The organism is Rhizobacter sp. J219 (assembly GCF_024700055.1).
Taxonomy (GTDB): domain Bacteria; phylum Pseudomonadota; class Gammaproteobacteria; order Burkholderiales; family Burkholderiaceae_C; genus Rhizobacter.
Genome location: NZ_JAJOND010000001.1, coordinates 19469 through 39826, shown reverse-complemented (window position 1 = coordinate 39826; position 20358 = coordinate 19469). Strand labels below are relative to the sequence as shown.

The 20358-nt window shown below is 69.7% G+C and carries 14 protein-coding genes; 6 read left to right on the top strand and 8 right to left on the bottom strand.

The window, feature by feature from the left end; all coding sequences use genetic code 11:
• Positions 1–117 precede the first annotated feature (117 nt).
• Positions 118–1023: a ketopantoate reductase family protein gene (locus tag LRS03_RS00145; protein ID WP_257829331.1), complete on the top strand. Its 906-nt coding sequence runs from the start codon at positions 118–120 to the stop codon at positions 1021–1023.
• On the opposite strand, the gene LRS03_RS00140 is transcribed toward LRS03_RS00145, so the two are convergent.
• From LRS03_RS00140 to LRS03_RS00120, 3 genes are read right to left on the bottom strand one after another with little or no spacing between them, the layout of a single operon-like run.
• On the bottom strand, positions 1013–1513 hold the full coding sequence (locus LRS03_RS00140) for an SRPBCC family protein (RefSeq protein ID WP_257823299.1): 501 nt from the start codon (positions 1511–1513) through the stop codon (positions 1013–1015). The two genes, LRS03_RS00145 and LRS03_RS00140, sit on opposite strands and share 11 nt — an antisense overlap.
• Positions 1497–2357 (bottom strand): metalloregulator ArsR/SmtB family transcription factor, encoded by an 861-nt coding sequence (locus LRS03_RS27000; RefSeq protein ID WP_489739907.1) that lies wholly within the window; start codon positions 2355–2357, stop codon positions 1497–1499. Before LRS03_RS27000 ends, LRS03_RS00140 begins: the two co-directional genes overlap by 17 nt.
• A 37-nt stretch (positions 2358–2394) precedes the next feature.
• Entirely contained in the window at positions 2395–2847 is a 453-nt protein-coding gene (locus tag LRS03_RS00120) for an Hsp20/alpha crystallin family protein (protein WP_257823298.1), read from the bottom strand.
• Positions 2848–3074: 227 nt separating this feature from the next.
• Here LRS03_RS00120 and LRS03_RS00115 point away from each other — a divergent pair, with 227 nt between their 5' ends.
• Together LRS03_RS00115 and LRS03_RS00110 are read left to right on the top strand one after the other, a co-directional pair.
• Complete coding sequence (locus LRS03_RS00115; RefSeq protein ID WP_257823297.1) at positions 3075–3494, top strand: DUF2141 domain-containing protein; 420 nt, start codon at positions 3075–3077, stop codon at positions 3492–3494.
• A 16-nt stretch (positions 3495–3510) separates the two neighbouring features.
• Positions 3511–5046, top strand: coding sequence for a carotenoid oxygenase family protein (locus tag LRS03_RS00110; RefSeq protein WP_257823296.1), 1536 nt, complete (start codon positions 3511–3513; stop codon positions 5044–5046).
• A gap of 54 nt (positions 5047–5100) precedes the next feature.
• Here the strand turns inward: LRS03_RS00110 and LRS03_RS00105 are convergent, their stop codons facing one another.
• The 3 genes from LRS03_RS00105 to LRS03_RS00095 form a co-directional block, all read right to left on the bottom strand.
• A complete protein-coding gene (locus tag LRS03_RS00105) occupies positions 5101–6606 on the bottom strand; it encodes a M48 family metalloprotease (protein WP_257823295.1) in 1506 nt (501 codons plus the stop codon).
• 78 nt (positions 6607–6684) lie between these two features.
• Positions 6685–7986, bottom strand: coding sequence for an ATP-binding protein (locus tag LRS03_RS00100; protein WP_257823294.1), 1302 nt, complete (start codon positions 7984–7986; stop codon positions 6685–6687).
• A gap of 73 nt (positions 7987–8059) precedes the next feature.
• Positions 8060–8740 carry a response regulator transcription factor gene (locus tag LRS03_RS00095; RefSeq protein WP_257823293.1) on the bottom strand — a complete coding sequence of 227 codons (681 nt, stop codon included), beginning with the start codon at positions 8738–8740 and terminating at the stop codon, positions 8060–8062.
• Positions 8741–8789: 49 nt separating this feature from the next.
• Here LRS03_RS00095 and LRS03_RS00090 point away from each other — a divergent pair, with 49 nt between their 5' ends.
• The 3 genes from LRS03_RS00090 to LRS03_RS00080 all read left to right on the top strand — a co-directional run bounded on the left by LRS03_RS00090 (position 8790) and on the right by LRS03_RS00080 (position 13463).
• Entirely contained in the window at positions 8790–10151 is a 1362-nt protein-coding gene (locus LRS03_RS00090) for a TAXI family TRAP transporter solute-binding subunit (RefSeq protein WP_257823292.1), read from the top strand.
• Positions 10148–11551, top strand: coding sequence for an NAD(P)/FAD-dependent oxidoreductase (locus LRS03_RS00085; protein WP_257823291.1), 1404 nt, complete (start codon positions 10148–10150; stop codon positions 11549–11551). The genes LRS03_RS00090 and LRS03_RS00085 overlap by 4 nt, the downstream gene beginning before the upstream one ends.
• 103 nt (positions 11552–11654) lie before the next feature.
• Complete coding sequence (locus LRS03_RS00080; RefSeq protein ID WP_257823290.1) at positions 11655–13463, top strand: aminopeptidase P family protein; 1809 nt, start codon at positions 11655–11657, stop codon at positions 13461–13463.
• 58 nt (positions 13464–13521) lie between these two features.
• Here the strand turns inward: LRS03_RS00080 and LRS03_RS00075 are convergent, their stop codons facing one another.
• Positions 13522–16134, bottom strand: coding sequence for a PQQ-dependent sugar dehydrogenase (locus LRS03_RS00075; protein ID WP_257823289.1), 2613 nt, complete (start codon positions 16132–16134; stop codon positions 13522–13524).
• A gap of 67 nt (positions 16135–16201) precedes the next feature.
• A complete protein-coding gene (locus tag LRS03_RS00070) occupies positions 16202–20179 on the bottom strand; it encodes an Ig-like domain-containing protein (protein ID WP_257823288.1) in 3978 nt (1325 codons plus the stop codon).
• Positions 20180–20358: the final 179 nt, after the last annotated feature.

The window sequence follows — 20358 nt, the reverse complement described above, 5'->3', positions numbered from 1 at the left end:
ATTCGCCACGCGTTGCTGCACCGCGATGCGCGCAAACCCTGCGCCAGATTGACGCAATTTCCCGACCCACACCCCTGCACGGCCATGCCACAACACACGAACGAAACCACCCCCACGCTGACCGTTGCCGTGATGGGCGCCGGCGCCGTCGGCTGCTACTACGGCGGCATGCTCGCGCGTGCCGGCCACCGCGTCACCCTGATCGGCCGGCCGCAGCACGTGGATGCGATTCAGCGCGAGGGCTTGCGCATGGACACGCAAAGCTTCGACGAGCGCGTGCCGGTGCAGGCAAGCACCGAGGCCGCAGCGGTGGCCGGAGCACAGCTCGTGCTCTTTTGCGTGAAGTCCGGCGACACCGAGTCCGCCGGCGAGGAGATCCGCCCCCATCTCGCGCCCGGCGCGGTGGTGCTGAGCCTGCAGAACGGTGTCGACAACGCCGAGCGGCTGCGCCGCGTGCTGCCGCAGCACACCGTGGCCGCCGTCGTGGTCTACGTGGCCACCGAGATGGCCGGCCCCGGCCACTTGAAGCACCACGGCCGAGGCGATCTGGTGATCGAGCCCTTCGAGGGCAGCGACGCGCTGGCGCGCACGCTCATCGCCTCGGGCGTGCCCACCGAGGTCTCGCCCGACGTGCGCGGCGCGCTGTGGGCCAAGCTCACGATCAACTGTGCCTACAACGCGCTGTCGGCCGTGGCGCAGCTGCCCTACGGCGGGCTGCTGAAGGTCGACGGCGTGCGCGAGGTGATCCGCGACGTGATCGCCGAGTGCCAGGCGGTGGCCGCGGCCGAAGGCATCAGCATGCCGGGCGACGTGGCCGCCGCGGCGCGGCGCATCGGCGAGACCATGCAAGGCCAGTACTCATCGACCGCACAAGACGTGGCGCGTGGCAAGACCAGCGAGATCGATCATCTCAACGGGCTGGTGGTGAAGCGTGGCGAGGCGCTGGGCGTGCCCACGCCGGCCAACCGCGTGCTGCACACGCTCGTAAAGCTCGTGGAGCACAAGCGCGGCGTCAGCGCCTGAGGTAGTCGCCCAGCTGGTCGAACGTGCCGCCGTAGCCCTCGTTCAGCGAGGGCTGCAGACCCTCGAAAAACCGCCGCTCCGCCGGCCCTTCGCCGAACGGCTGCGCCCGCAGGAAGACGGTGGTCCGCCCACCGGCCTCGGTGAAGGACACCGTGTTCTCGATCTCCAGAGGGCAGTCTTGACTGAAGGGCGCACGGGCGATGCCGCATCGCTCGTTGGCAAACGAGTTCAGCCACACCAGACGCTTCTGCGCCTCGATCACGCGGTAGTTGAAACGGCCCCACATCGGCTCGGCATCGGCGAAGCGCATCGCGTAGTGGAAGAAGCCGCCCGGCCGGAACTCGAAGCGCTTCACCTCGATGGTGCAGCCCTTCGGCCCCCACCACTGCTGCAGCGCCTCGGCCTCGCTCCAGGCCTGCCACACGGTCGTCAGCGGCCGGTCGTAGTGGCGGGTGATCTCGAACACGACGGCATCAGCGTTTGCGCCCATGGGCTTTTCCTTTTGGCGAAGGGGAAGAAGTGGTCTGCAGGAAGGCGTCGAGCTTGTCGAAACTGTCTTCCCACATCCGCCGATAGGTGCCGACCCAATCGGCCACGTCCTTGAGCCGCGCCGCTTCCAGACGGCAGGGCCGAGTCTGCGCGGCCCGGCTGCGCGAGATGAGGCCGGCGCGCTCGAGCACCTTCAGGTGCTTGGAGATCGAAGGCTGCTTCAGCTCGAACGGCTCGGCCAGTTCGTTGACGGTCGCCTCGCCCCGGGCCAGCCGCGCCACGATCGCACGCCGCGTCGGGTCGGCCAGCGCAGCAAAAGCGAGGTTGAGCGGATCGGTCTGCATGGTCGATCCAGTATATAGCCGATGTGGAATATAAAGCGCAAAAAAAGCCCGCGGGATTGCCGCGGGCTCGTGGCTCGGAAGCCGCCGACAGTTCAGGCCACGTTGACCTGCACCCGACGCGGCTGCGCATGCGCCTGCTTCGGGATGCGCAGCGTCAGCACGCCGTCCTTCAGGTTGGCTTCGATGCGCGAGGTGTCGAGCTTCGCGGCTGAGCGTGAAGCTGCGGCGATAGCGCGGCGTGCGCACTTCGGCCCACAGCGGCTCCAGGTCGGGCGGGGTCTGCGGCTGGGCCTGGCCCTGGATCAGCAGGGAGTCGCCTTCGACGTGGATTTCCAGCTGCTCACGCGGCACGCCGGGCATGTCGGCGAGCAGGGTGATGCTGGCCTCGGTCTCATAGACGTCGACCGCCGGCTGCACCGCACGCTGCAGCTCGTTCTGGGCCGGGGTGGCCGGGGTCTGCTGGCCGGCCTGGGTGGTGGTGATGTCGTTGCGGTTGCTCATGAGAGTCCTCCGTTGCGTCAATGCGTTCGTCGTCGCGTCACTGCACGGTGATGCGCTTGGGCTGCGCCGCTTCCTTGCGGCCGATGCTGACCTGCAGCACGCCATCGCGGTAGGTCGCGCTCACCTGTGCCGGGTCGATGTCATCGGGCAGCGCCACCGAGCGGCTGAAACGGCCGACGGCGCGCTCACGGGCGTAGACGCTCGTCTTCGGGTCTTTCTCGGGCACGTCGGCCACGCGCTCGCCGCTGATGCGCAGCACGCCGCGGTCGAGCGTCACGTCGATCTTCGATGCGTCGAGGCCGGGCGCGAAGGCATACACCTCCACGCTCTTGGCGGTGCGGCCGACGTTCAGCGGCGGCACGCTGCCGAGCGCCACCGAGCGGATGCTGCTCGGCACGCCCGAGCCGCCAAACACGTCGTCGAGGTCACGACGCAGGCGGTCGAACTGGGCGAAGACACTGTCGGGGTAGTTCAGGATCGATGCAAACATCTGGGCCTCCTTGGGGTTCGTCTGAGGGCCGGCCGGTACTGCCGCCGGGCAGAGCAGGAGATGTGCGCCGGCCGGAAGATTTCAAGAGCCCCCTTTTCCCGCCCTTCGCTCACGCCGCCCCCGACACCGTTCGCGACGGCAGCCGGCAGTTCGTCGCACCGCCGTCGCCGCGGCCGGGAGCCCTCGCCACCATCGGCTCCTCACTTCACCCCAGCGAGGACCCGACCATGAAACTGACCCACCTGATTGCCATCGCCCTGGTGTCTGCCGGCACCGGCGGCACCGCCGCCGCCCTCACCCTCACCATCGAAGTCACCGACGCGCGCTCGACGCAAGGCACCGTGAGCGCTGCGATCTACAACAGCGACACCGGCTGGCTCAAGATCGAAAACGCCGTGCAGACGCTGAAGATCCCCTCGGCCGGCGACAAGACGGTGCTCGTCTTCTCCGACCTCGCCCCGGGCCGCTATGCGTTCTCCGGCTACCACGATGAAAACGGCAACGGAAAGCTCGACACCAACGTGCTGGGCATGCCCACCGAGCGCTACGGCTTCACCGGCACAGGCGGCCTGATGGGCCCGCCGTCGTTCGACGCTGCCGCCATCGACGTGCAGGCCGACACCACCCTGCGCGTGACCCTGCGCTGAGACGACGGAGGCCACCATGCACGACACCCATTCGCCCCAGGGCCCGACGCGCCGCGACGCGCTGCAACACCTGCTCGGCGCCGGCGCCCTGGCGGCCGGAGGCCTGCCGCTCTTCGCGCGGGCCGACGAGGCCACCGCCGAGAGCTTCGAATCCCGGCGCGCCGCCCACCCCTGGACGCAGGCCTTCGTCGGCGTGCAGGCCGACGTGGCGCCGATGGCCATGACGCTGCGCGGCACGCTGCCAACCGCGCTGCACGGCGCCTTCTTCCGCAACGGCCCGGCCCGCCACGCGCTCGGCGGCATGCGCTACCACCACTGGTTCGACGGCGACGGCCTGCTGCAGCGCTACACGCTCGGCGCAACGGGCATCACCCACCAGGGCCGCTTCGTGCGCACCGAGAAATACCTCGACGACACCGCCGCCGGCCGCCCGGTGCGCTCGGGCTTCGGCACCGCCGTGCCGGGCGCCAAGCCGCCCACCGGGCCCGACTCGCTCAACGTCGCCAACACCAGCGTGGTCAAGCATGCTGGCGAGCTGATGGCGCTGTGGGAAGGCGGCTCGGCCTACCGGCTCGACGAGCAGACGCTCGAAACCCGCGGCGTGAAAACTTGGTCGCCTGACTTCGCCGGCGTGCCCTTCTCGGCCCACCCGCGCATCGAGCCCGACGGCACGCTGTGGAACTTCGGCGTGAGCGCGATGGCCGGCCGGCTGGTGATCTACCGCGTGCGGCCCGACGGCGTCCTCGCCACCGCGACCACGCTGCCGGTGCCGCACATCGCGATGGTCCACGACTTCGCCGTGACGGCGCGGCACCTCGTCTTCCTGCTGCCGCCGCTGGTGTTCGACGGGGCGCGCATGAAAGGCGGCCAGAGCTTTCTCGACAGCCACGTGTGGAAGCCGCAGCTCGGCCTGCGCGTGCTGGTGCTGCCGAAGGATGCGCTCGACAAGCCGCAGTGGTTCGAGCTGCCCGCGGGCTTTGTCTTCCACATCGGCAACGCGTGGGAAGACCGTGACGGCGTGATCCGACTCGACTGCATGCGCGCCGACGACGCCTGGCACGCCACCGTGGGCCTGAAGGAGATCATGCGCGGCAGCTTCATCGCGAAGGAGTTTGCGCAGCTCACGCTGATCGAGGTCGACCTGAAGGCCCGGCGCGCCCGCCAGCAGGTGCTGCCGCAGATCGCCGAGTTCCCGCGGATCGACCCGCGCCAGACGGGGCAGCGCCACCAGCAGCTCTTTGCCGCGCTGCGACTGTCACCGGGCGACCGGCCGGGGTATGACGCGGTGATGCGCCACGACATCGGCCGCGGCCACACCGACCACTACCGCTACGGGCCCGATGTGATGGTGGAAGAGCATCTCTTCGTGCCCCGCCCCGGCAGCACGCGCGAAGGCGACGGCTGGCTGCTCGGCAGCGCGCTCGACCTGGCGCGCGGGCGCACGCTGTTCTCGGTGTTCGAGGCGCAGCGCCTGGCCGACGGGCCGCTGGCGCAGGCCGAGATGCCGCGGCTGATGCCCATGGGGCTGCACGCGATCCACGTGGCGGCTTGACGGGCCCCTTGCGTCATTCCCGCGCACGCGGGAATGACGGTTGTGAGGCGAGCATCAGCGCACCGTCTTGACCGCCTGCCCCACCTTCGGCTCGGCGTGGCCTCCGTAGACACCATTCAAGAGACGCAGCCGCGACTCGGCCAGCTCGGGCATCGGGAAGCCGCGCGCGAGCTCGGGGAACCCGCCGCGCGGAAAGCTCACCGTCTTAAGCACCCACGGCCGCGCCGCCGCGCGGTCGGCGGCGCTCAGCTCGCGGAAGGAGCCTTCGGCCTCGACCATCTGCACACTGGCCCGCTGCATGGCGGCGGCGTCCTTGGCGGCGTACTGCAGCAGGTAGTTGCGGTTGCCGGGGCCGGCCACGAGCGTGAGCCGCACCTGGCCGGTCTGGCCCTGCTGGTTGCGCACCGTGCCGACGAAGTGCGTGGCGCTCAGCCCGTTGACGCTGCGCCGCTCGGTGCGGCCGTCGACCGGCTTCACCGCGTTGCGGATGATCTCGTCGTGCGTGCTGCCGGCGTTTGGCGGCACCAGCCTCACGATCAGGCCGGCCGTGCCTTCGCCGTTGACGAGTGCGATCGCCGACGACGAGTTCTGCACCTTCCAGCCGTTGGGCGCGGTCAGCGCGATGCCCAGGGGCTCGTGGTAGAAGTTGCGCCCGCGCACCACGCCCTGCTCGCGGCCGTCGCCGAAGGTCATGCCTTCGACCGCCTGCAGGTAGCGAGCGCGGGAGTCGTCGCCGTACTGGCCCGAGTACCGGGTGGCGTAGGCCTTGATGTCGGCCAGGCGCTTGTCGTTCGCCGGGTGCGACGCCAGCCAGCCCGAGGACGAGGGCTCGGCCTTGCCTTCGGCCTTGGCCGCTTCGGCGGCAAAGCTCTCCTGGTTCTTCAGCACCTGGATCACATCCACCATGTTCTGCGGGTTGTACCTGTTGCGGGCGAGGTACTCGGCGCCCAGCTGGTCGGCCTGCGTTTCCTGCTCGCGGCTGTACGACGCGATGTAGCCGGCCGCCGCCGTCTGCGACACCTGGCTCGCGAGGTCGGTGGCGCCGCCCACGCCCGCGCCTTCGAGCACCGCCCCGAGCACGGTGGCCGCCAGCACGCCGATGCCCGCGCGCTGCTGGCGGGTGGCACGCTGCGCGCCGTGGCGGGCGGTCACGTGGCCGATCTCATGGCCGATCACGCCAGCCAGCTCGGCCTCGCTGTCGAGGTAGGCCATGATGCCGCGCGTGATGTAGACGTAACCCCCGGGCAGGGCGAAGGCGTTGATCTCCGGGCTGTCGAGCACGGTGAAGGTCCACTTGAGGTTGGCCCGGTGCGACTGCGCGGCAAGCTTCTGGCCGATGTCGTTCACATAGGCCTGCAGCTTCGTGTCGGGGTAGACGCCGTATTCCTTCAGCACCTCCTCGTGGGCCTTCTTGCCCTGCGCGATCTCGTCGGCTTCGCTCATGACCGAGCGCTCGGTCTGTCCGGTGACGGGGTTGACGACGTTGGTGCCGCAACCCGCCAGCCCTGCAACGGACAAGGCGGCAGACAGCACGAAGGGCAACACACGGCGCAAGTTCATGGACACGACCTCTCTTCTGTTCTTGGACGGGGCGACAGCGTAATTCAGCCAGCCATTACCCCGCAGCAAACGGTATTCCTAGGGCGCAGGAAAGCGCACCCGCACCTGCAATCCCCCCAGCGGCGACTGGCCCAGCGTGACCGTGGCACCGTGGTGGGCGGCGACGCTGCGCACGATGGCCAGGCCGAGGCCCGTGCCCTCTTCGCCACCGGAGGCCCGACGGTAGAAACGATCGAACACCCGTTCACGCTCGGATGCGGGAATGCCGGGGCCGGCATCGTCGACCTGCAGCAGCGGCACGCCCTGTTCCAGCGACACCCGCAGCTCCACCTGCGAGCCGGGCGGTGCGTAGCGCACCGCGTTGTCGGCGAGGTTGCGCACCAGCGCGGTCAGCCCCTGGCGCTCGCCGCGCACGGTGACCGGCGCATCGGCCTGCAGCGAGAAGCTGCTGCCGCGCGACAAGGCATAGGGCACGGTGTCGGCCACCGCCTGGCGCACCAGCTCCGACAAGTCGAGCGGCTCCATCGGCGGGGGCTGCGCGCCCGGCTCGCTGCGGGCCAGCGCGAGCAGCTGCTCGACGATGCGGGCCGCGCGGTCGATGCCGTCGGAGAGCGATGACACCGCCTTGGCGCGCGCGTCGTCGTCGGGCGCTCGCCGCAGCGACTCGATCTGCAGCTTGAGCGCGGTGAGCGGCGAGCGCAGCTCGTGCGCCGCGTCGGAGAGGAAGGCGCGCTGCGTGTCGAGCGTCTGGCCCAGGCGCTGCAACAGGCCGTTGAGCGCGTTGACGAGCGGCGACACTTCGTCGGGCAGGCCCTGCTCGGCCAGCGGCTGCAGCAGCTTGTCGTCGCGCGACTTGACTTCGGCGGCCACCCGGTTGAGCGGCGACAGCGCCATCGCCGACAACCACCACGCGAGCCCCGCCAGCAGCGGCACGAGGACGAGCAGCGGCACCACGCTGCGCAGCGCCGCCTCGGCCGCCAGGCGCTGGCGTGTGGCCAGCGGCTGCGCCACCTGGATCACGCGCCCCGGCGTGGCGACGCTGTAGGTGCGCCAGATTTCGCCCTTCACGCGCACGTCGGCCAGGCCCAGCAGCGCGCGCGAGGGCAGGTCTTCATGCGCGCGGGTGGCGTAGATGCTGCGGCCGTCGAGCGTCCAGATCTGCACCACGAAGTCGAGCTGCTCGTTGGCCAGCGCGCCGGCCTGGCTCTCGCTCACCTCGCCCTGGTCGCGCAGCGAGAGCGCCATCTGGCGCAGCTGGTAGTCGAACAGGGCCTCGGTCTCAGCCAGCACGTTGCGGTAGGTCACGCCGCCCATCACCAGGGCGATGAGGGTCAGCATGCCCAGCAGCACGAGCAGCAAACGGGCGCGAATGGATTTCATGAAGCCCCCACGTCGCTTCGCTCCTGCCCCCCGAGGGGGCGCGGTCGGCTTGGGGCGGCCCGGCGCTCGACCTTCATGCCGGAATGAAGTAACCCACGCCGCGCATGTTCTGGATGAACTCCGCCCCGAGCTTGCGGCGCAGCTGGTGGATGTAGACGCTGACGGCGTTGCTCTCGATCTCTTCGCCCCAGCCGTAGAGCTTGTCTTCGAGCTGGGCCCGCGAGAGCAGCGCGCCGGGGCGGGTCATCAGCGCTTCCAGCACCGCGAATTCGCGCGCCGACAGGATCACCGGCTGCCCGTCGTGCGTGACCTGCCGGGTGGCCGGGTCGAGCGTCACGCCGCGGTGCGACAGCACCGGCTGCGCACGCCCGCTGTGGCGGCGCAGCACGGCGCGCATGCGGGCATTGAGTTCGTCGAACTCGAAGGGCTTGGCGAGGTAGTCGTCGGCGCCGGCATCGAGCCCCTTCACCCGGTCGCCGAGGGCATCGCGCGCGGTCAGCACGATCACCGGCGTGGCGTCGGCCCGGCCGCGCAGCCAGCGCAGCACGCCCAGGCCGCCTTCGCCGCTGGGGGCGGCATCGGCGGTGGGTGGCAGGCCCAGGTCGAGCAGCACGAGGTCGAAGCGCTCGGTGCCGAGCGTGGCCTGGGCGGCGCCGGTGTCGCGCACCCAGTCGACGGCGTGGCCGTCCTGGCGCAGCGTGTTGCGCAGGCTGTCGCCGATCATGCGGTCGTCTTCGACGAGGAGGATGCGCATCAGGGGTGAAGGGAGCAGGGACGAAAAAGCATACGGTATCGTTCCCGCCATGCCCAAAGTCCTGCGCAACACCTTGCTGTCGGCCCGCGACCTGATCGCCACCGCGGGCCCCTTTCTGCTGCTGGCGCTGGTGCTGCTGGCGCTGGCCTACTGGGTGCTCGACCCCACGCCGCCGCGCAAGGTGGTGCTGGCCACCGGCGTCGACCAGGGCGCCTATGCCGAGTTCGGCCGCCGCTATGTGCAGTTCCTCAAGCAGCACGGCATCACCGTCGAGCTGCGGCCCACCAACGGTGCAGCCGAGAACCTGCGCCTGCTGCGCGACGCGGCCTCGGGCGTCGACATCGCCTTCGTGCAAGGCGGCGCCGACGAGCGCGAGCGACGGCCGGCCGACGAAGAAGAGGACTCGCTGGTCTCGCTCGGCAGCCTCTTCTACGAGCCGGTGTGGATCTTCTACCGCGAAGACTCGGCGAAGCGGCTGCTGAAGTCGGATTCGCTCACCAGTCTGGCCCAGCTGCCGGGTTGGAAGCTCAACATCGGCGCCCGCGGCAGCGGCGTGCCCAACCTGATGCGCCGGCTGCTCGAAGCCAACAAGGTCGACACCGCCAGCATCACCCTGCTGCGCGAAGCACAGACGCCCGCGGTGCAGGGTCTGCTCGAAGGCAACATCGACGCCGTCAGCTTCGCCAGCGCCCCCGAGTCGGTGATGGTGCAGATGCTGCTGCAGACGCCCGGCATCAAGCTCTTCAGTTTCAACCAGGCCGATGCATATTCGCGCCGCTTCGCCTTCCTGAGCGCGGTGACGCTGCCGCGCGGCGTGGTCGACCTCGCCGCCGACATGCCGCCGGCCGACGTGCACCTCATCGCCCCCACCGCCACGCTGGTGGCGCGCCAGGGCACACACCCGGCGCTGATCCAGCTCTTCGTGCAGGCGGCGCAGCAGATCCACGGCGAGGCGGGCTGGTTCCAGCGCAAGGGAGACTTTCCGAGCATCAAGGGCACCGAGCGGCCAGTCGCCGACGAGGCCCAGCGCTTCTATGCCAAGGGCACGCCGTTCCTGCAGCAATTCATGCCCTTCTGGCTGGCCAACCTGGTGGATCGCATGTGGGTGGCGCTGCTGTCGATCATCGCCATCCTCATCCCGCTGAGCCGGGTGCTGCCGCCGCTGTATGAGTTCCGCATCCGCTCGCGGGTGTTCCGCTGGTACGGGCGGCTGCGCGTGGTGGAAGACGCACAGGGCAAGCGGCCTGCGGATGAGCTGATGAAGGAGCTCGACGACATTGAACGCAGCGTGGAGCATGTGTCGGTGCCGCTCAGCTACGCCGACGAGCTGTATGCGCTGCGCAGCCACATCCAGATGGTGCGGGGGCGGCTCGCGGTCGACACCCCACCCTCAGCATCCGCCAACGTATGACCTCCCGCCCCAACCACAAACCCAAGGTCCTCATCATCGGCTGCGGCTTCGGCGGCCTCGAAGCCGTGAAGGCCTTGTCGAAGGCGCCGGTCAACATCACGCTGATCGACCGCACCAACCACCATCTCTTCCAGCCGCTGCTGTACCAGGTGGCGACCGCGGGCTTGTCGGCGCCAGCCATCTCGGCGCCGATCCGCCACATCCTGCGGCGCGAGATGAAGCGCGGCAACCTCACCGTGCTGCAGGCCGAGGTGACCGCGATCGACGCGGCCGACAAGTCGGTGGTGCTCGACGACGGCGAGCGGCTCGACTACGACCACCTCATCGTCGGCGCCGGCGCCACCCACAGCTACTTCGGCCACGATGACTGGGCACCGTACGCACCGGGCCTGAAGACGCTGGCCGACGCCTTCGACATCCGCGCCCGCGTGATCGGTGCCTTCGAGCGCGCCGAGCGCTGTGCCGATCCGGTCGAGCGGGCCGCGTGGATGAGCTTCGTCGTGGTCGGCGCCGGTCCCACCGGCGTCGAGATGGCCGGCACGCTGGCCGAGATCGCCCAGCACACGCTGGCGCAGCAGTTCCGCCGCATCGACTCCAAGCTCGCCCGCGTGGTGCTGCTCGAAGGCTCGGGCAAGGTGCTCGGCAGCTTCGTACCCGAACTCTCGCAGCGCGCCCGCGAGCAGCTCAAGCGCCTGAAGGTCGACGTGCGCACCGGCTGCAAGGTGACCGCGATCGACGAGACCGGCGTCACCTACGAAGGCCACGAAGGCGACGTGCAGCTCATCAACCACCTGCCCACCCACACCGTGGTGTGGGCCGCCGGCGTGGCCGGCTCGCCGCTCGGCCGCTCGCTGGCCGCCACCGCGAACGCCGAACTCGACCGCGCCGGCCGCGTGGTCGTGCAACCCGACCTGAGCCTGCTCGAACACCCCGAGGTCCAGGTCATCGGCGACCTGGCCGCCGCGCATAGCTACGACCCGGATCACCCACATGCCGAACCCACACCCGTGCCCGGCGTGAGCCCGGCCGCCAAGCAGATGGGTCGGCTGGCCGCGGCCAACCTGCTGCGCCGCCTGAAGCACGAGCCGACCGAGCCCTTCCGCTACCGCGACTACGGCAGCCTCGCCACCATCGGCCGGCGTGCCGCGGTGGTCGACCTCGCGGTGCCGGTGTTCGGCGCCATCCGTTTCTCAGGCCTCTTCGCATGGCTCTTCTGGCTTTTCGCGCACATCTATTTCCTGATCGGCTTTCGCAACCGGCTGGTGGTGCTGATCGACTGGGCCTGGGCCTACCTCACCTTCGAGCGCCATGCGCGGGTGGTGGCCGAAACCCCGCGTGCGACCGAATCCGCCAGCGCCCCGCCGCTGCAGGACGCTCCCGACACCCAGCCCCTCGCCTGAAGACCGCGCGAGCAGCCGGGGCAAACCCGGGGGCACTCCTAGAATCAAACCCACCTTGGCGCCGGCCCGTCCCGGGCAGGCCGCAGCCCGATCGGACCCGACCATGGACACCCGCACCTCCCCCATCCGCCTGCGCCTCGAACGCGTGCGCGACGCGCTGAAGCAGCAAGGCCTCGCCGCGGTGCTGGTGCCCTCCAGCGACCCGCACCTGTCGGAATACCTGCCCGAGCGTTGGCAAGGCCGTCAGTGGCTTTCGGGCTTCACCGGCTCGATGGGCACGCTGGCCATCGCGCTCGACCGCGCCGCCCTCTTCGCCGACAGCCGCTACTGGGTGCAGGCCGAAGCCGAGGTCGCCGGCACCGGCATCGAGCTCGTGAAGATCCCCACCGGCGCCGCCTCGCACCATCTCGACTGGCTGGCCACGCAGGTGAAGGCCGGTGAGACGGTCGGCGTCGATGGCAGCGTGCTCGGCCTTGCCGCAGCCCAGGCACTGAAGAGCCGCCTCGCCGCCGCCGGCGTGAAGCTGCGCACCGACTTCGACGTGCTGGCCGCCATCTGGCCCGAGCGCCCGGGCCTGCCCGACGCGCCGGTCTACGAGCATCAGCCGCCGCATGCACCGCTAGCCCGCAGCGCCAAGCTCGGGCAGGTGCGCGAGGCGATGGCACGCCACGGCGCCAACCAGCATTTCATCTCGACGGTCGACGACATCGCCTGGCTCTTCAACCTGCGCGGCGCCGACGTCACCTACAACCCGGTCTTCCTCGCCCACGCGCTGGTCGGCCTGCATGGGGCGACGCTCTTCGTCGCCGACGGCAAGGTGCCGGGCGACGTGCAGGCGGCGCTGAAGGCCGACGGCGTGTCGATCGCGCCCTATGCCGAAGCCGGCACCGCGCTCAAGGCCTTGAGCGAGCGCGACACGCTGCTGATCGACCCCGCCCGCGTGACGCTCGGCCTGCGCGAGAACGTGCCCGCGACCGTGAAGGTGGTCGAGGCCATCAACCCGAGCACGCTCTTCAAGAGCCGCAAGAGCAGCGCCGAGGCCGCCCACATCCGCCAGGCGATGGCACAGGACGGCGCGGCGATGTGCGAGTTCTACGCCTGGTTCGAGCAGGCGCTCGGCAAGGAACGCATCACCGAACTCACCATCGACGAAAAACTCTCCGCCGCCCGCGCCAAGCGCCAGGGCTTCGTGGGGCTGAGCTTCTCCACCATCGCCGGCTTCAACGCCAACGGCGCGATGCCGCACTACCGCGCCACGCCCGAGTCGCATGCGGTGATCGACGGCCAGGGCCTGCTGCTCATCGACTCCGGCGGCCAGTACCTCGGCGGCACCACCGACATCACCCGCGTGTGGCCCATCGGCACGCCCACCGCGGCCCAGAAGCGCGACTACACGCTGGTGCTGCGCGGCACGATCGCGCTCAGCCGCACGCGCTTCCCGCGCGGCACGCTGTCGCCGATGCTCGACGCCATCGCCCGCGCCCCGCTGTGGGAGCAGGGCCTCGACTACGGCCACGGCACCGGCCACGGCGTGGGCTACTTCCTCAACGTGCATGAAGGCCCGCAAAGCATCTCGAAGGCCGTGCCCACGCCGCACATGGCGATGGAGCCCGGCATGGTGACGAGCATCGAGCCCGGCCTGTACCGCGAAGGCCAGTGGGGCATCCGCATCGAGAACCTGGTACTCAACGTCCAGGCCAACACGGCCGAAGGCGGCCGCTTCGGCGAGTTCCTCGAATTCGAGACGCTCACGCTGTGCCCGATCGACACCCGCTGCATCGACCGCAGCCTGCTGCGCCAGGACGAGATCGACTGGCTCAACCACTACCACTCTGTGGTGCGCGAACGCCTCGCGCCGCTCGTGGCGGGCGAGGCGTTGGCCTGGCTGGAGAGCCGCACGCGCCCACTTTGAGTGGAGCGCGTGCCGTGTCACCGAAGGGCCGGCGGTTGCCGGCCTTTTTTCATGGCCCCTACTTCACGATCACCGTGTACATGCTGGTGCCGCCGCCGTTCCACGGCCCGAGCGACACCGTGCCCGCGTTGAAGCGCTTGCGGAAGAGGCTGAAGCCGCGCGAGGTGCTGCCTTCGGCCTGAGTCATGTCCGCGCCCGAATCGGTCCAGCTGCTGTCGACCCACGCGGGCAGTGCCGCACGGTTGTCGAACGCGACGTAGACGTCGGCCGCCGCCGAGATCGTGAAGCTCACGGTCGGGTTGCCGGTGTAGGCCTTGGAGTCGTTGGCGGTGCGGATCCAGTTGCCGCCTGCCACCGCCGCGGGCACCGCGCTCCAGGTGTAGGTGCGGTCGCCGTAGGCCTGGTTGCCGGCCTGCAGGTTGGTGCGGATCGACCAGTCGGCCGAGTTGGCGCCGTCGTTGACGATCAGGTTCGAGATCGCCACTGCGGGCGGCGCACCGCAGCCGGTGACACGTGCCCCGCCCCAGTCGGCGTGGTCGTAGCCGTTGCCGTTGCCGCCGTCGGTCACTACCAGGCGCAGCTCGGCCGCACCGGCCACCGGCACGATGGCGGTGCGGCGCAGCGACGCGCCGGTGATGGCGCCACTGTCGTAGGCCAGCGTGCCGTCGAGCCACACCTGGAACACCACGCTGCCGTTGTCGCCCACCTCGTCGTCGATTCCCAGGTCGGCGATGAAGCTGCCCGAGCAACTGCGGTTGAGGTTGAATCGGATGTCGGACGGCGCGTGCACGCCGAGGCCGCGCTGGTACAGCACGCCGCCGATCGAGATCTGCCGGCCGTCGGCTGCGCCCTGCTCGCCGTTGCTGCGGTCCACCTCATACGGTCCCCAGCCGTTGGCCGGCGTGCCGATCACCGGGAAGCTGCTCACCTGCGTGCGCGGGAAGATGTCGCGCGTGGTGCTGTGCGTCGCGCCCGACGAATCGCGCACGGTCAGCGTGATGCGCAGCCACATGTTGGCTTCGCTGGCCTCGAAGTCGGGCACGGTGAAGCTGCCGCCCGCACCCGCCACCGGGGTGATGAAGGTGTGCGCATGCGTGTCGTGCTGGAAGTCGACCTTCCAGGTGAGCGAGGCGGCCGGCAGGGTGCCGTCTTCCGGGTCGGTGCCCCCGCCGCTGTAGCTGATGACGTCGCCGGTGGCGAAGCCGGTGCTGGCGCTCGGGGTGTCGATGCGTGCGGTGGGCGCGCGGTTGGTGGTCACCGTGAGCGTGCCTTCGTCGGTCGTCACGCTGCCGAAGCTGTTGGTGAAGACCGCGCGGAAGCGCGCCCCGCTGTCGGCCACCTGCGGGTTCGAGAGCGTGTAGGCCCCGCTGGTGGCGCCGCTGATGTTGGCGCCGTTGCGCTGCCACTGCACGGTGGTGGCGCCGTCGGCCGCTGCGGTGAAGGTGACGGGCGTGCCGATGTAGACGGTCTGGCTCTGCGGCTGCGCGGTGATGCGCGGGGCCTGGCTGCCGGTGTAGGTGATCTTGCCCACCGTGCCGGCGCCGGGTGCCGGCGTGCCCGTGGCCTGGTTGCGCGCCAGGTAGTACATCGCGCCGCTCGGGGCCACGCCGATGTTGGTGGGGTTCCCGATGCCGCTCGCAAACACCGTCACCGCGCTCGGGTTCGACGGGTGGAACCAGCGGATGCTGCCGTTGCAGAAGTCGGCGAAGAAGAAGCGCCCCACGTACGAGGTGCCGAACTGCGGCGTCGTCGGGTTGTAGAACGCGGTGCCGGTGATGGAGCAGCCCACGCTATGCGAGTAGGCGTAGATGGGGTTGAGGTAGTTCGTGTTGCTGCTCGACCCTTCCACCGCCGGCCAGCCGTAGTTGCCGCCCGGCTGGCCGCGGTTCACCTCTTCCCAGCTGCCCTGGCCCACGTCACCGATGTAGGTGAGGCCGGTGCCGGGCTGGATGTCGAGCACGAAGGGGTTGCGAAAGCCCAGCGCCCAGGTCGCCTTGTAGGCGTTGGCCGGGTTCGTGAAGAAGGGGTTGTCGCTCGGGACGGTGCCGTCGGCGTTGATGCGCAGGATCTTGCCGAAGGCACTGGCGAGGTTCTGCGAGGTGGCGGTGGCCACCGGCTGCGGACTGTCTTCGTGGTTGCCGACCGCCACGTAGAGCTTGCCGTCGATGCCGAAGCGCATCGCGCCGCCCATGTGCCACTTGGTGGCGCTGGGCACGTCGGGCAGCTCGAAGATCACGCGCTCGCTGCCGGCCACCACCTGGTCGGCCGACTCGGTGACGCGGATCACGCGGTTGCGGCTCACCGTGCCCACCCGCACGGTGCAGTAGAGGTAGACGTAGCGGTTGGTGTTGAACGCCGGGTCGGGCACCACACCGAGGCAGCCACGCTCGTTGCTCGCGTCGACGTTGGGCACGCTGTAGAACGGCGTGGCCAGCATCGCGTCGTTCTTGATGATGCGCACGACGCCGTTCTGCTGCACCACGAGCACACGCTCGTCGGGCATCACGGCCATCGAGGTGGGGCTGGTGAGGCCGCTGGCGACCTGGCGGTCGACGAAGCCGACCGGCACGCTGGCGCCTTGCGCGGTGCCCGCCAGGGCGAGGCCCGTCGCCGTGGCGGCGAACAGGCGCCGCAGGGCGCGGCCGAGGAAGTTTCGGTCGAGATGAAGCACGAGGTGTCTCCTTCGTGGACGGTTTTGGGGTGGTGGGCCTTGTGGTCAGGCCCTTGCTCGATGGGGACTACTTGACGATCACCGTGTACATGCTGCCGGCCGAGGTCGACGGGCCCAGGCTCACGGTGCCAGCGGGGAAGTTCCTGCGGAAGATCGTGAAGCTCTTCGGCTCGCCTTCGTTGTTGACGAGCTTCTGGCCGGTGTTGGTCCAGCCGGTCATCCACGGGCGTGCGCCCACGCGGTCGTCGATCGCCACGTACACGTCGGCCGCGCGGCTGATGGTGAAGGTGACGGTCGGGTCGCCGGTGTACGACTTGGAATCGTTGGCGGTGCGGATCCAGCGCCCGCCGGCCACGAGCGCGGGCACGGTGGTGAGGGCGTAGGTGCGGTCGCCGTACTGCACCGCGCCGTTCTGCAGGCTCGCCTGCACCGACCAGTCGGCGGCATTGGCGGTGTCGCGCACCGAGAGGTTGGTGATGTTGACCGAGGTCTGCGGGTCCACGCCGTCGTCGATCTGCTGCAGATAGGCGACGAGCTGTGCGCGCTGCGTGGGCGTGAGAGCACTCGTGCTGCCGTGGCGGTTGCCGGGGTTGGCGGTGGTGATGACGTCCATCAGCGTGGCGGCCGAGCCGTCGTGCAGGTAGGGCGCGGTGTCCCACAGTCCCTTGAGCGTGGGCGTGTCCAGGCCGGTGAGCGTGGCCCCCAGGCGCCGGCCCGACGAGGCCTTGATCGTGCCCACGTCGTGCAGCACGCCGCTGGCGCTGTCGGTGAAGTCGGTGCCCGAATGGCAGCTCGCGCAGCCACCGCTGCCGTTGAAGATCTGCTGCCCCGCCACGCCGTCGGCGGTGAGCGAGCCATCGGCGTTGCGGAAGGGGCTGCGGCCCACGCTGTTGAGCGACCCCACATACGCCGCGAGCGCATCGAGGTCGGCGCTCAGGCCGGCCTTGCGGTCGCCCAGCGGCTGGTTGCGCGTGCCGGTGTTGAACTGCGCATCGGTCAGGAAGCCGGTGCCGCCGAAGGCGTTGCGGATGTCGTGCTCGAAGTCCTGGATCTCGTCGAAGTTGCCGGTCCAGTGCACACGCCCGTGGCCCATGCCGCGCCGGCCGACCAGCGTGGTGGTGTTGCGCAGGCCTTCGCCGCGGTCGGTGAAGTCCATCACCCGACCGTCGTGTCCGCCGTCCTGGTGGCAGCTCGCGCAGCTGATGTACTTGTCGCGGCTCATGCGCCGGTCGTCGGCGTTGTAGAAGATGCGCTTGCCGGCGAGCACGCTGGGCGCGAGCGCCTCGCCGCTCACCGAGTTGATGTCGACCAGCTTGGTGGCGGTGTTGCTGGTCGCATTGAGCAGGCCGCTCACGTCGTACACCGCGACGTTGCGCGACATGAAGTTCTGCACGTAGAGGCGCCCGTTCGGCGTGATCAGCAGGCCACGCGGCGCCCGGCCCACGTTGACCAGGCCGGTGACGAGCTGGCGGCTGTAGGCGTCCATCACCTCGATCTGGTTGGTGCCTTGCGTGGAGATGAAGGCGTAGTCGCCGAGCGGGCTGAAGACCACCGCGTTCGCGAGGTCGCGGTCGTTGAGGTCGCGGCGCGCGCTCAGCACCTCGGCGTTGGTCTCCAGGTCGAGCTGCGAGACGATGGTGCGCACCGTGCTCTCGAAGGTAAGCGGGTTGCCGTCGCGGAAGCTGCCGCGCAGGGTGTTGTCTTTCTTCGAGGGCACCCAGGCGCGCTTGCCGTCGGGGTGGATGGCGACGGACGTGAGGAAGTTGGGCACGCCGCGGCCGCTGGCTTCGGTGTCGGGGCCGGGGTCGGTGGCGAGCGCGAAGGTGCGCGTGACGACGAAGGCGCTCGGGTTGATCTCGACCACTTCGCCGCGGTCGGCCGGCGAGATGTAGCGCGTGACGAGCAGCCGGTTGGAATCGCCCGAGATCGCCATGCCGCGTGGCGAACTGCCGGCCGTGAGCGTGGCCTGCACGGCGCCAGTGCCCGGGTGCAGCTTGAGCACCCGCCCGCTGCCCTGCAGCGTGACGAAGGCGGCGGTGCCGAGCGGGTTGAAGACGACGCCAAAGGGGCGCGAGCCGAGGCCGAGGTCGAGCGTCTGCACCACGGCGCCGCTCGTCGGGTCGAGGATGCTCACCGTGCCCGAGCCCGCGTTGGCCACCCAGATGCGGCCGTCGGGCGCCTGCGCGAGCGTCTGCGGGTTCAGGCCCACCGCCTGCTCGAAGAGCGGCGTGTTGGTGGCCGCGTTGATGGCGGTCACCGAATCGTTGTCGGAGTTCACCACCCACACGCGGTTGCGCGTCGAGTCGAAGGCGATGGTCGACGATGAACGCGGCGCGGTCGCGGTCGGCTGGGTGTGGATGGTCTGCGTGGCCGAGCAGGTGCTGGTGGCGCCACCACTGCCGCTGCGCACGGTGAGCACCACCCCGTAGTGGCCCGGCGCGGCGTAGGCGCGGGTTGCGTTCGGCGAGGTGGAAAAGCCGGTGCTGGTGCCGTCGCCGAAGTTCCACGAATACTGCAGGTTGCTGCCGCTGGCGCTCGCCGGGCTGAAGCCGACGGTGCTGCCGACGAGCGCCGGCGTGCGCGCTGCGAGCGTGCAGCCGAGCGTCGGCGCGGTGCCGGCGGTGGTGAAGCGCGAGCTGAAGCCGGCCACGCCGATGCCCACGTCGTCTTTCATGCCACCCGCCACGACCACCACCTCGTAGGTGGTGCCCGGCAGCAGCGGCGCATCGGGCGAGAAATTGAGGATGCCCGACTGCCCGCTGTACTTGCCGGCGAGCGCTGCGCCGCCCAGCGGCCGCACGATGAAGGTGCTGGTCGAGACGGTGCGCAGGTCGATCTGGTCGGTGAGCGTGATGCCGACGCGGCTCGTCACCGGCTGGTTGGTCGCGTTGTTCTTGGGCGAGACCATGTTCACCGCGGCCGAGCCGGTGATGGGCCCCGCCTGGTGCGGCATGATCGCGCTGCCGTTGCCGTGGTCGTTGCCCACCAGCACGAGGTTGCCAAAGACGGTGCCGAAGTCTTCGTCGCGGTTGGCGATGTTCGAGGTGCCGGTGCCGACGATCGCCCCCGTGGAGAGGTTGATCTTGGCGTACTTGTTCGAGAAGCCGGCGTGGGCGAAGCCGCGCTGCGTCGACACATAACCGCCGCGCCCGCCCGTGTCGGGCGACTGCAGGACCTGCGGGAAGACACGCGGGTCGCTGATGTCGTGCACATGCAGCCGGTTGTCGAGGCCGGCGGTGATGAGGCGCTCGCCGTTGACGATCGTCCCGTAGTGCGCGGCGCTCGCGGTGGTGGAGGCGATGACGCGCGGGTCGCGCGGGTTGCCGATGTCGAGCGAGACGATGCCCGAGCCTTCGTTGTGCGTGCCGATCAGCAGGTTGCCGACGGCAAACACCGGCCCGACGCGAAAGCCGCCCCAGGCGCTGGTGGGGACCTGCCGCACCAGCGTCGGGTTGCGCGGGTCGGTGGCATCGACCACGTAGATGCCGTTGCCCGAGCCGCCCACGTAGACATACGGCGCCTGCCAGAAGGCCCACCACGCGCCGAGCGCGTAGTCGGACTCGGCGATGCCGGGCAGCGTCATGTCGCGCAGCAGCGTGGGCGCACGTTCGTTGGTGATGTCCCAGAACTGGATGCCGCCGATCGACTGCATGACCACATAGCGGCCCGGGTAGCTGTTGCTGAAGCCGAAGCCGTGCGGTTCGCGCAGCGCGGTCACGTTGGTCTGCGACACCCGCACCGGCGCACGCGGGTTGCTCATGTCGTAGAACGCGAAGCCGCCGCCCGAGGCGCCTGAGTCGCGGCCGAAGGGCACGAAGAGGTAGCCGTTGACCATCTGCACCGTGCCGTGGCCGCGCGCGCTGCCCGACACGTCGCTGTTGAGGATGGTGATCGGCCTGAAGACCTCGTTGCTGCCGTAGCTGAGGTTGGGCAGGCCGGGCCCGTCGGCCTGCGCCGGCGCGGCGAGGCCCCACAAGGCCCCGCACAAGGTGAAGCCGAGCACGGCCCTGGCCAGCCGGCCGGTGGCGATTCCCGAACGCGTCATCGTTGTCTCCTCGTGGCGTCCGTTGGCGGCACCACTGTCGTTGGAACGCTTGTAGAACGTTTGTTCTACGTTTACTGTTTTCGGAATGTTTGTTTTATAGAAGCTGCCGACCAGGCTGTCAACGATTTGTCGTTCCAGCCCTTCCGAACCGAGGGAAAGCCAGGGCCGCCACCTAGAAT

Excerpts from the sequence above, each read along its gene's own strand:
- LRS03_RS00140 (WP_257823299.1), bottom strand. The coding sequence starts at position 1,513 with ATGGGCGCAAACGCTGATGCCGTCGTGTTCGAGATCACCCGCCACTAC.
- LRS03_RS27000 (WP_489739907.1), bottom strand. The coding sequence starts at position 2,357 with ATGAGCAACCGCAACGACATCACCACCACCCAGGCCGGCCAGCAGACC.
- LRS03_RS00120 (WP_257823298.1), bottom strand. The coding sequence starts at position 2,847 with ATGTTTGCATCGATCCTGAACTACCCCGACAGTGTCTTCGCCCAGTTC.
- LRS03_RS00115 (WP_257823297.1), top strand. The coding sequence starts at position 3,075 with ATGAAACTGACCCACCTGATTGCCATCGCCCTGGTGTCTGCCGGCACC.
- LRS03_RS00110 (WP_257823296.1), top strand. The coding sequence starts at position 3,511 with ATGCACGACACCCATTCGCCCCAGGGCCCGACGCGCCGCGACGCGCTG.
- LRS03_RS00105 (WP_257823295.1), bottom strand. The coding sequence starts at position 6,606 with ATGAACTTGCGCCGTGTGTTGCCCTTCGTGCTGTCTGCCGCCTTGTCC.
- LRS03_RS00100 (WP_257823294.1), bottom strand. The coding sequence starts at position 7,986 with ATGAAATCCATTCGCGCCCGTTTGCTGCTCGTGCTGCTGGGCATGCTG.
- LRS03_RS00095 (WP_257823293.1), bottom strand. The coding sequence starts at position 8,740 with ATGCGCATCCTCCTCGTCGAAGACGACCGCATGATCGGCGACAGCCTG.
- LRS03_RS00090 (WP_257823292.1), top strand. The coding sequence starts at position 8,790 with ATGCCCAAAGTCCTGCGCAACACCTTGCTGTCGGCCCGCGACCTGATC.
- LRS03_RS00085 (WP_257823291.1), top strand. The coding sequence starts at position 10,148 with ATGACCTCCCGCCCCAACCACAAACCCAAGGTCCTCATCATCGGCTGC.
- LRS03_RS00080 (WP_257823290.1), top strand. The coding sequence starts at position 11,655 with ATGGACACCCGCACCTCCCCCATCCGCCTGCGCCTCGAACGCGTGCGC.
- LRS03_RS00070 (WP_257823288.1), bottom strand. The coding sequence starts at position 20,179 with ATGACGCGTTCGGGAATCGCCACCGGCCGGCTGGCCAGGGCCGTGCTC.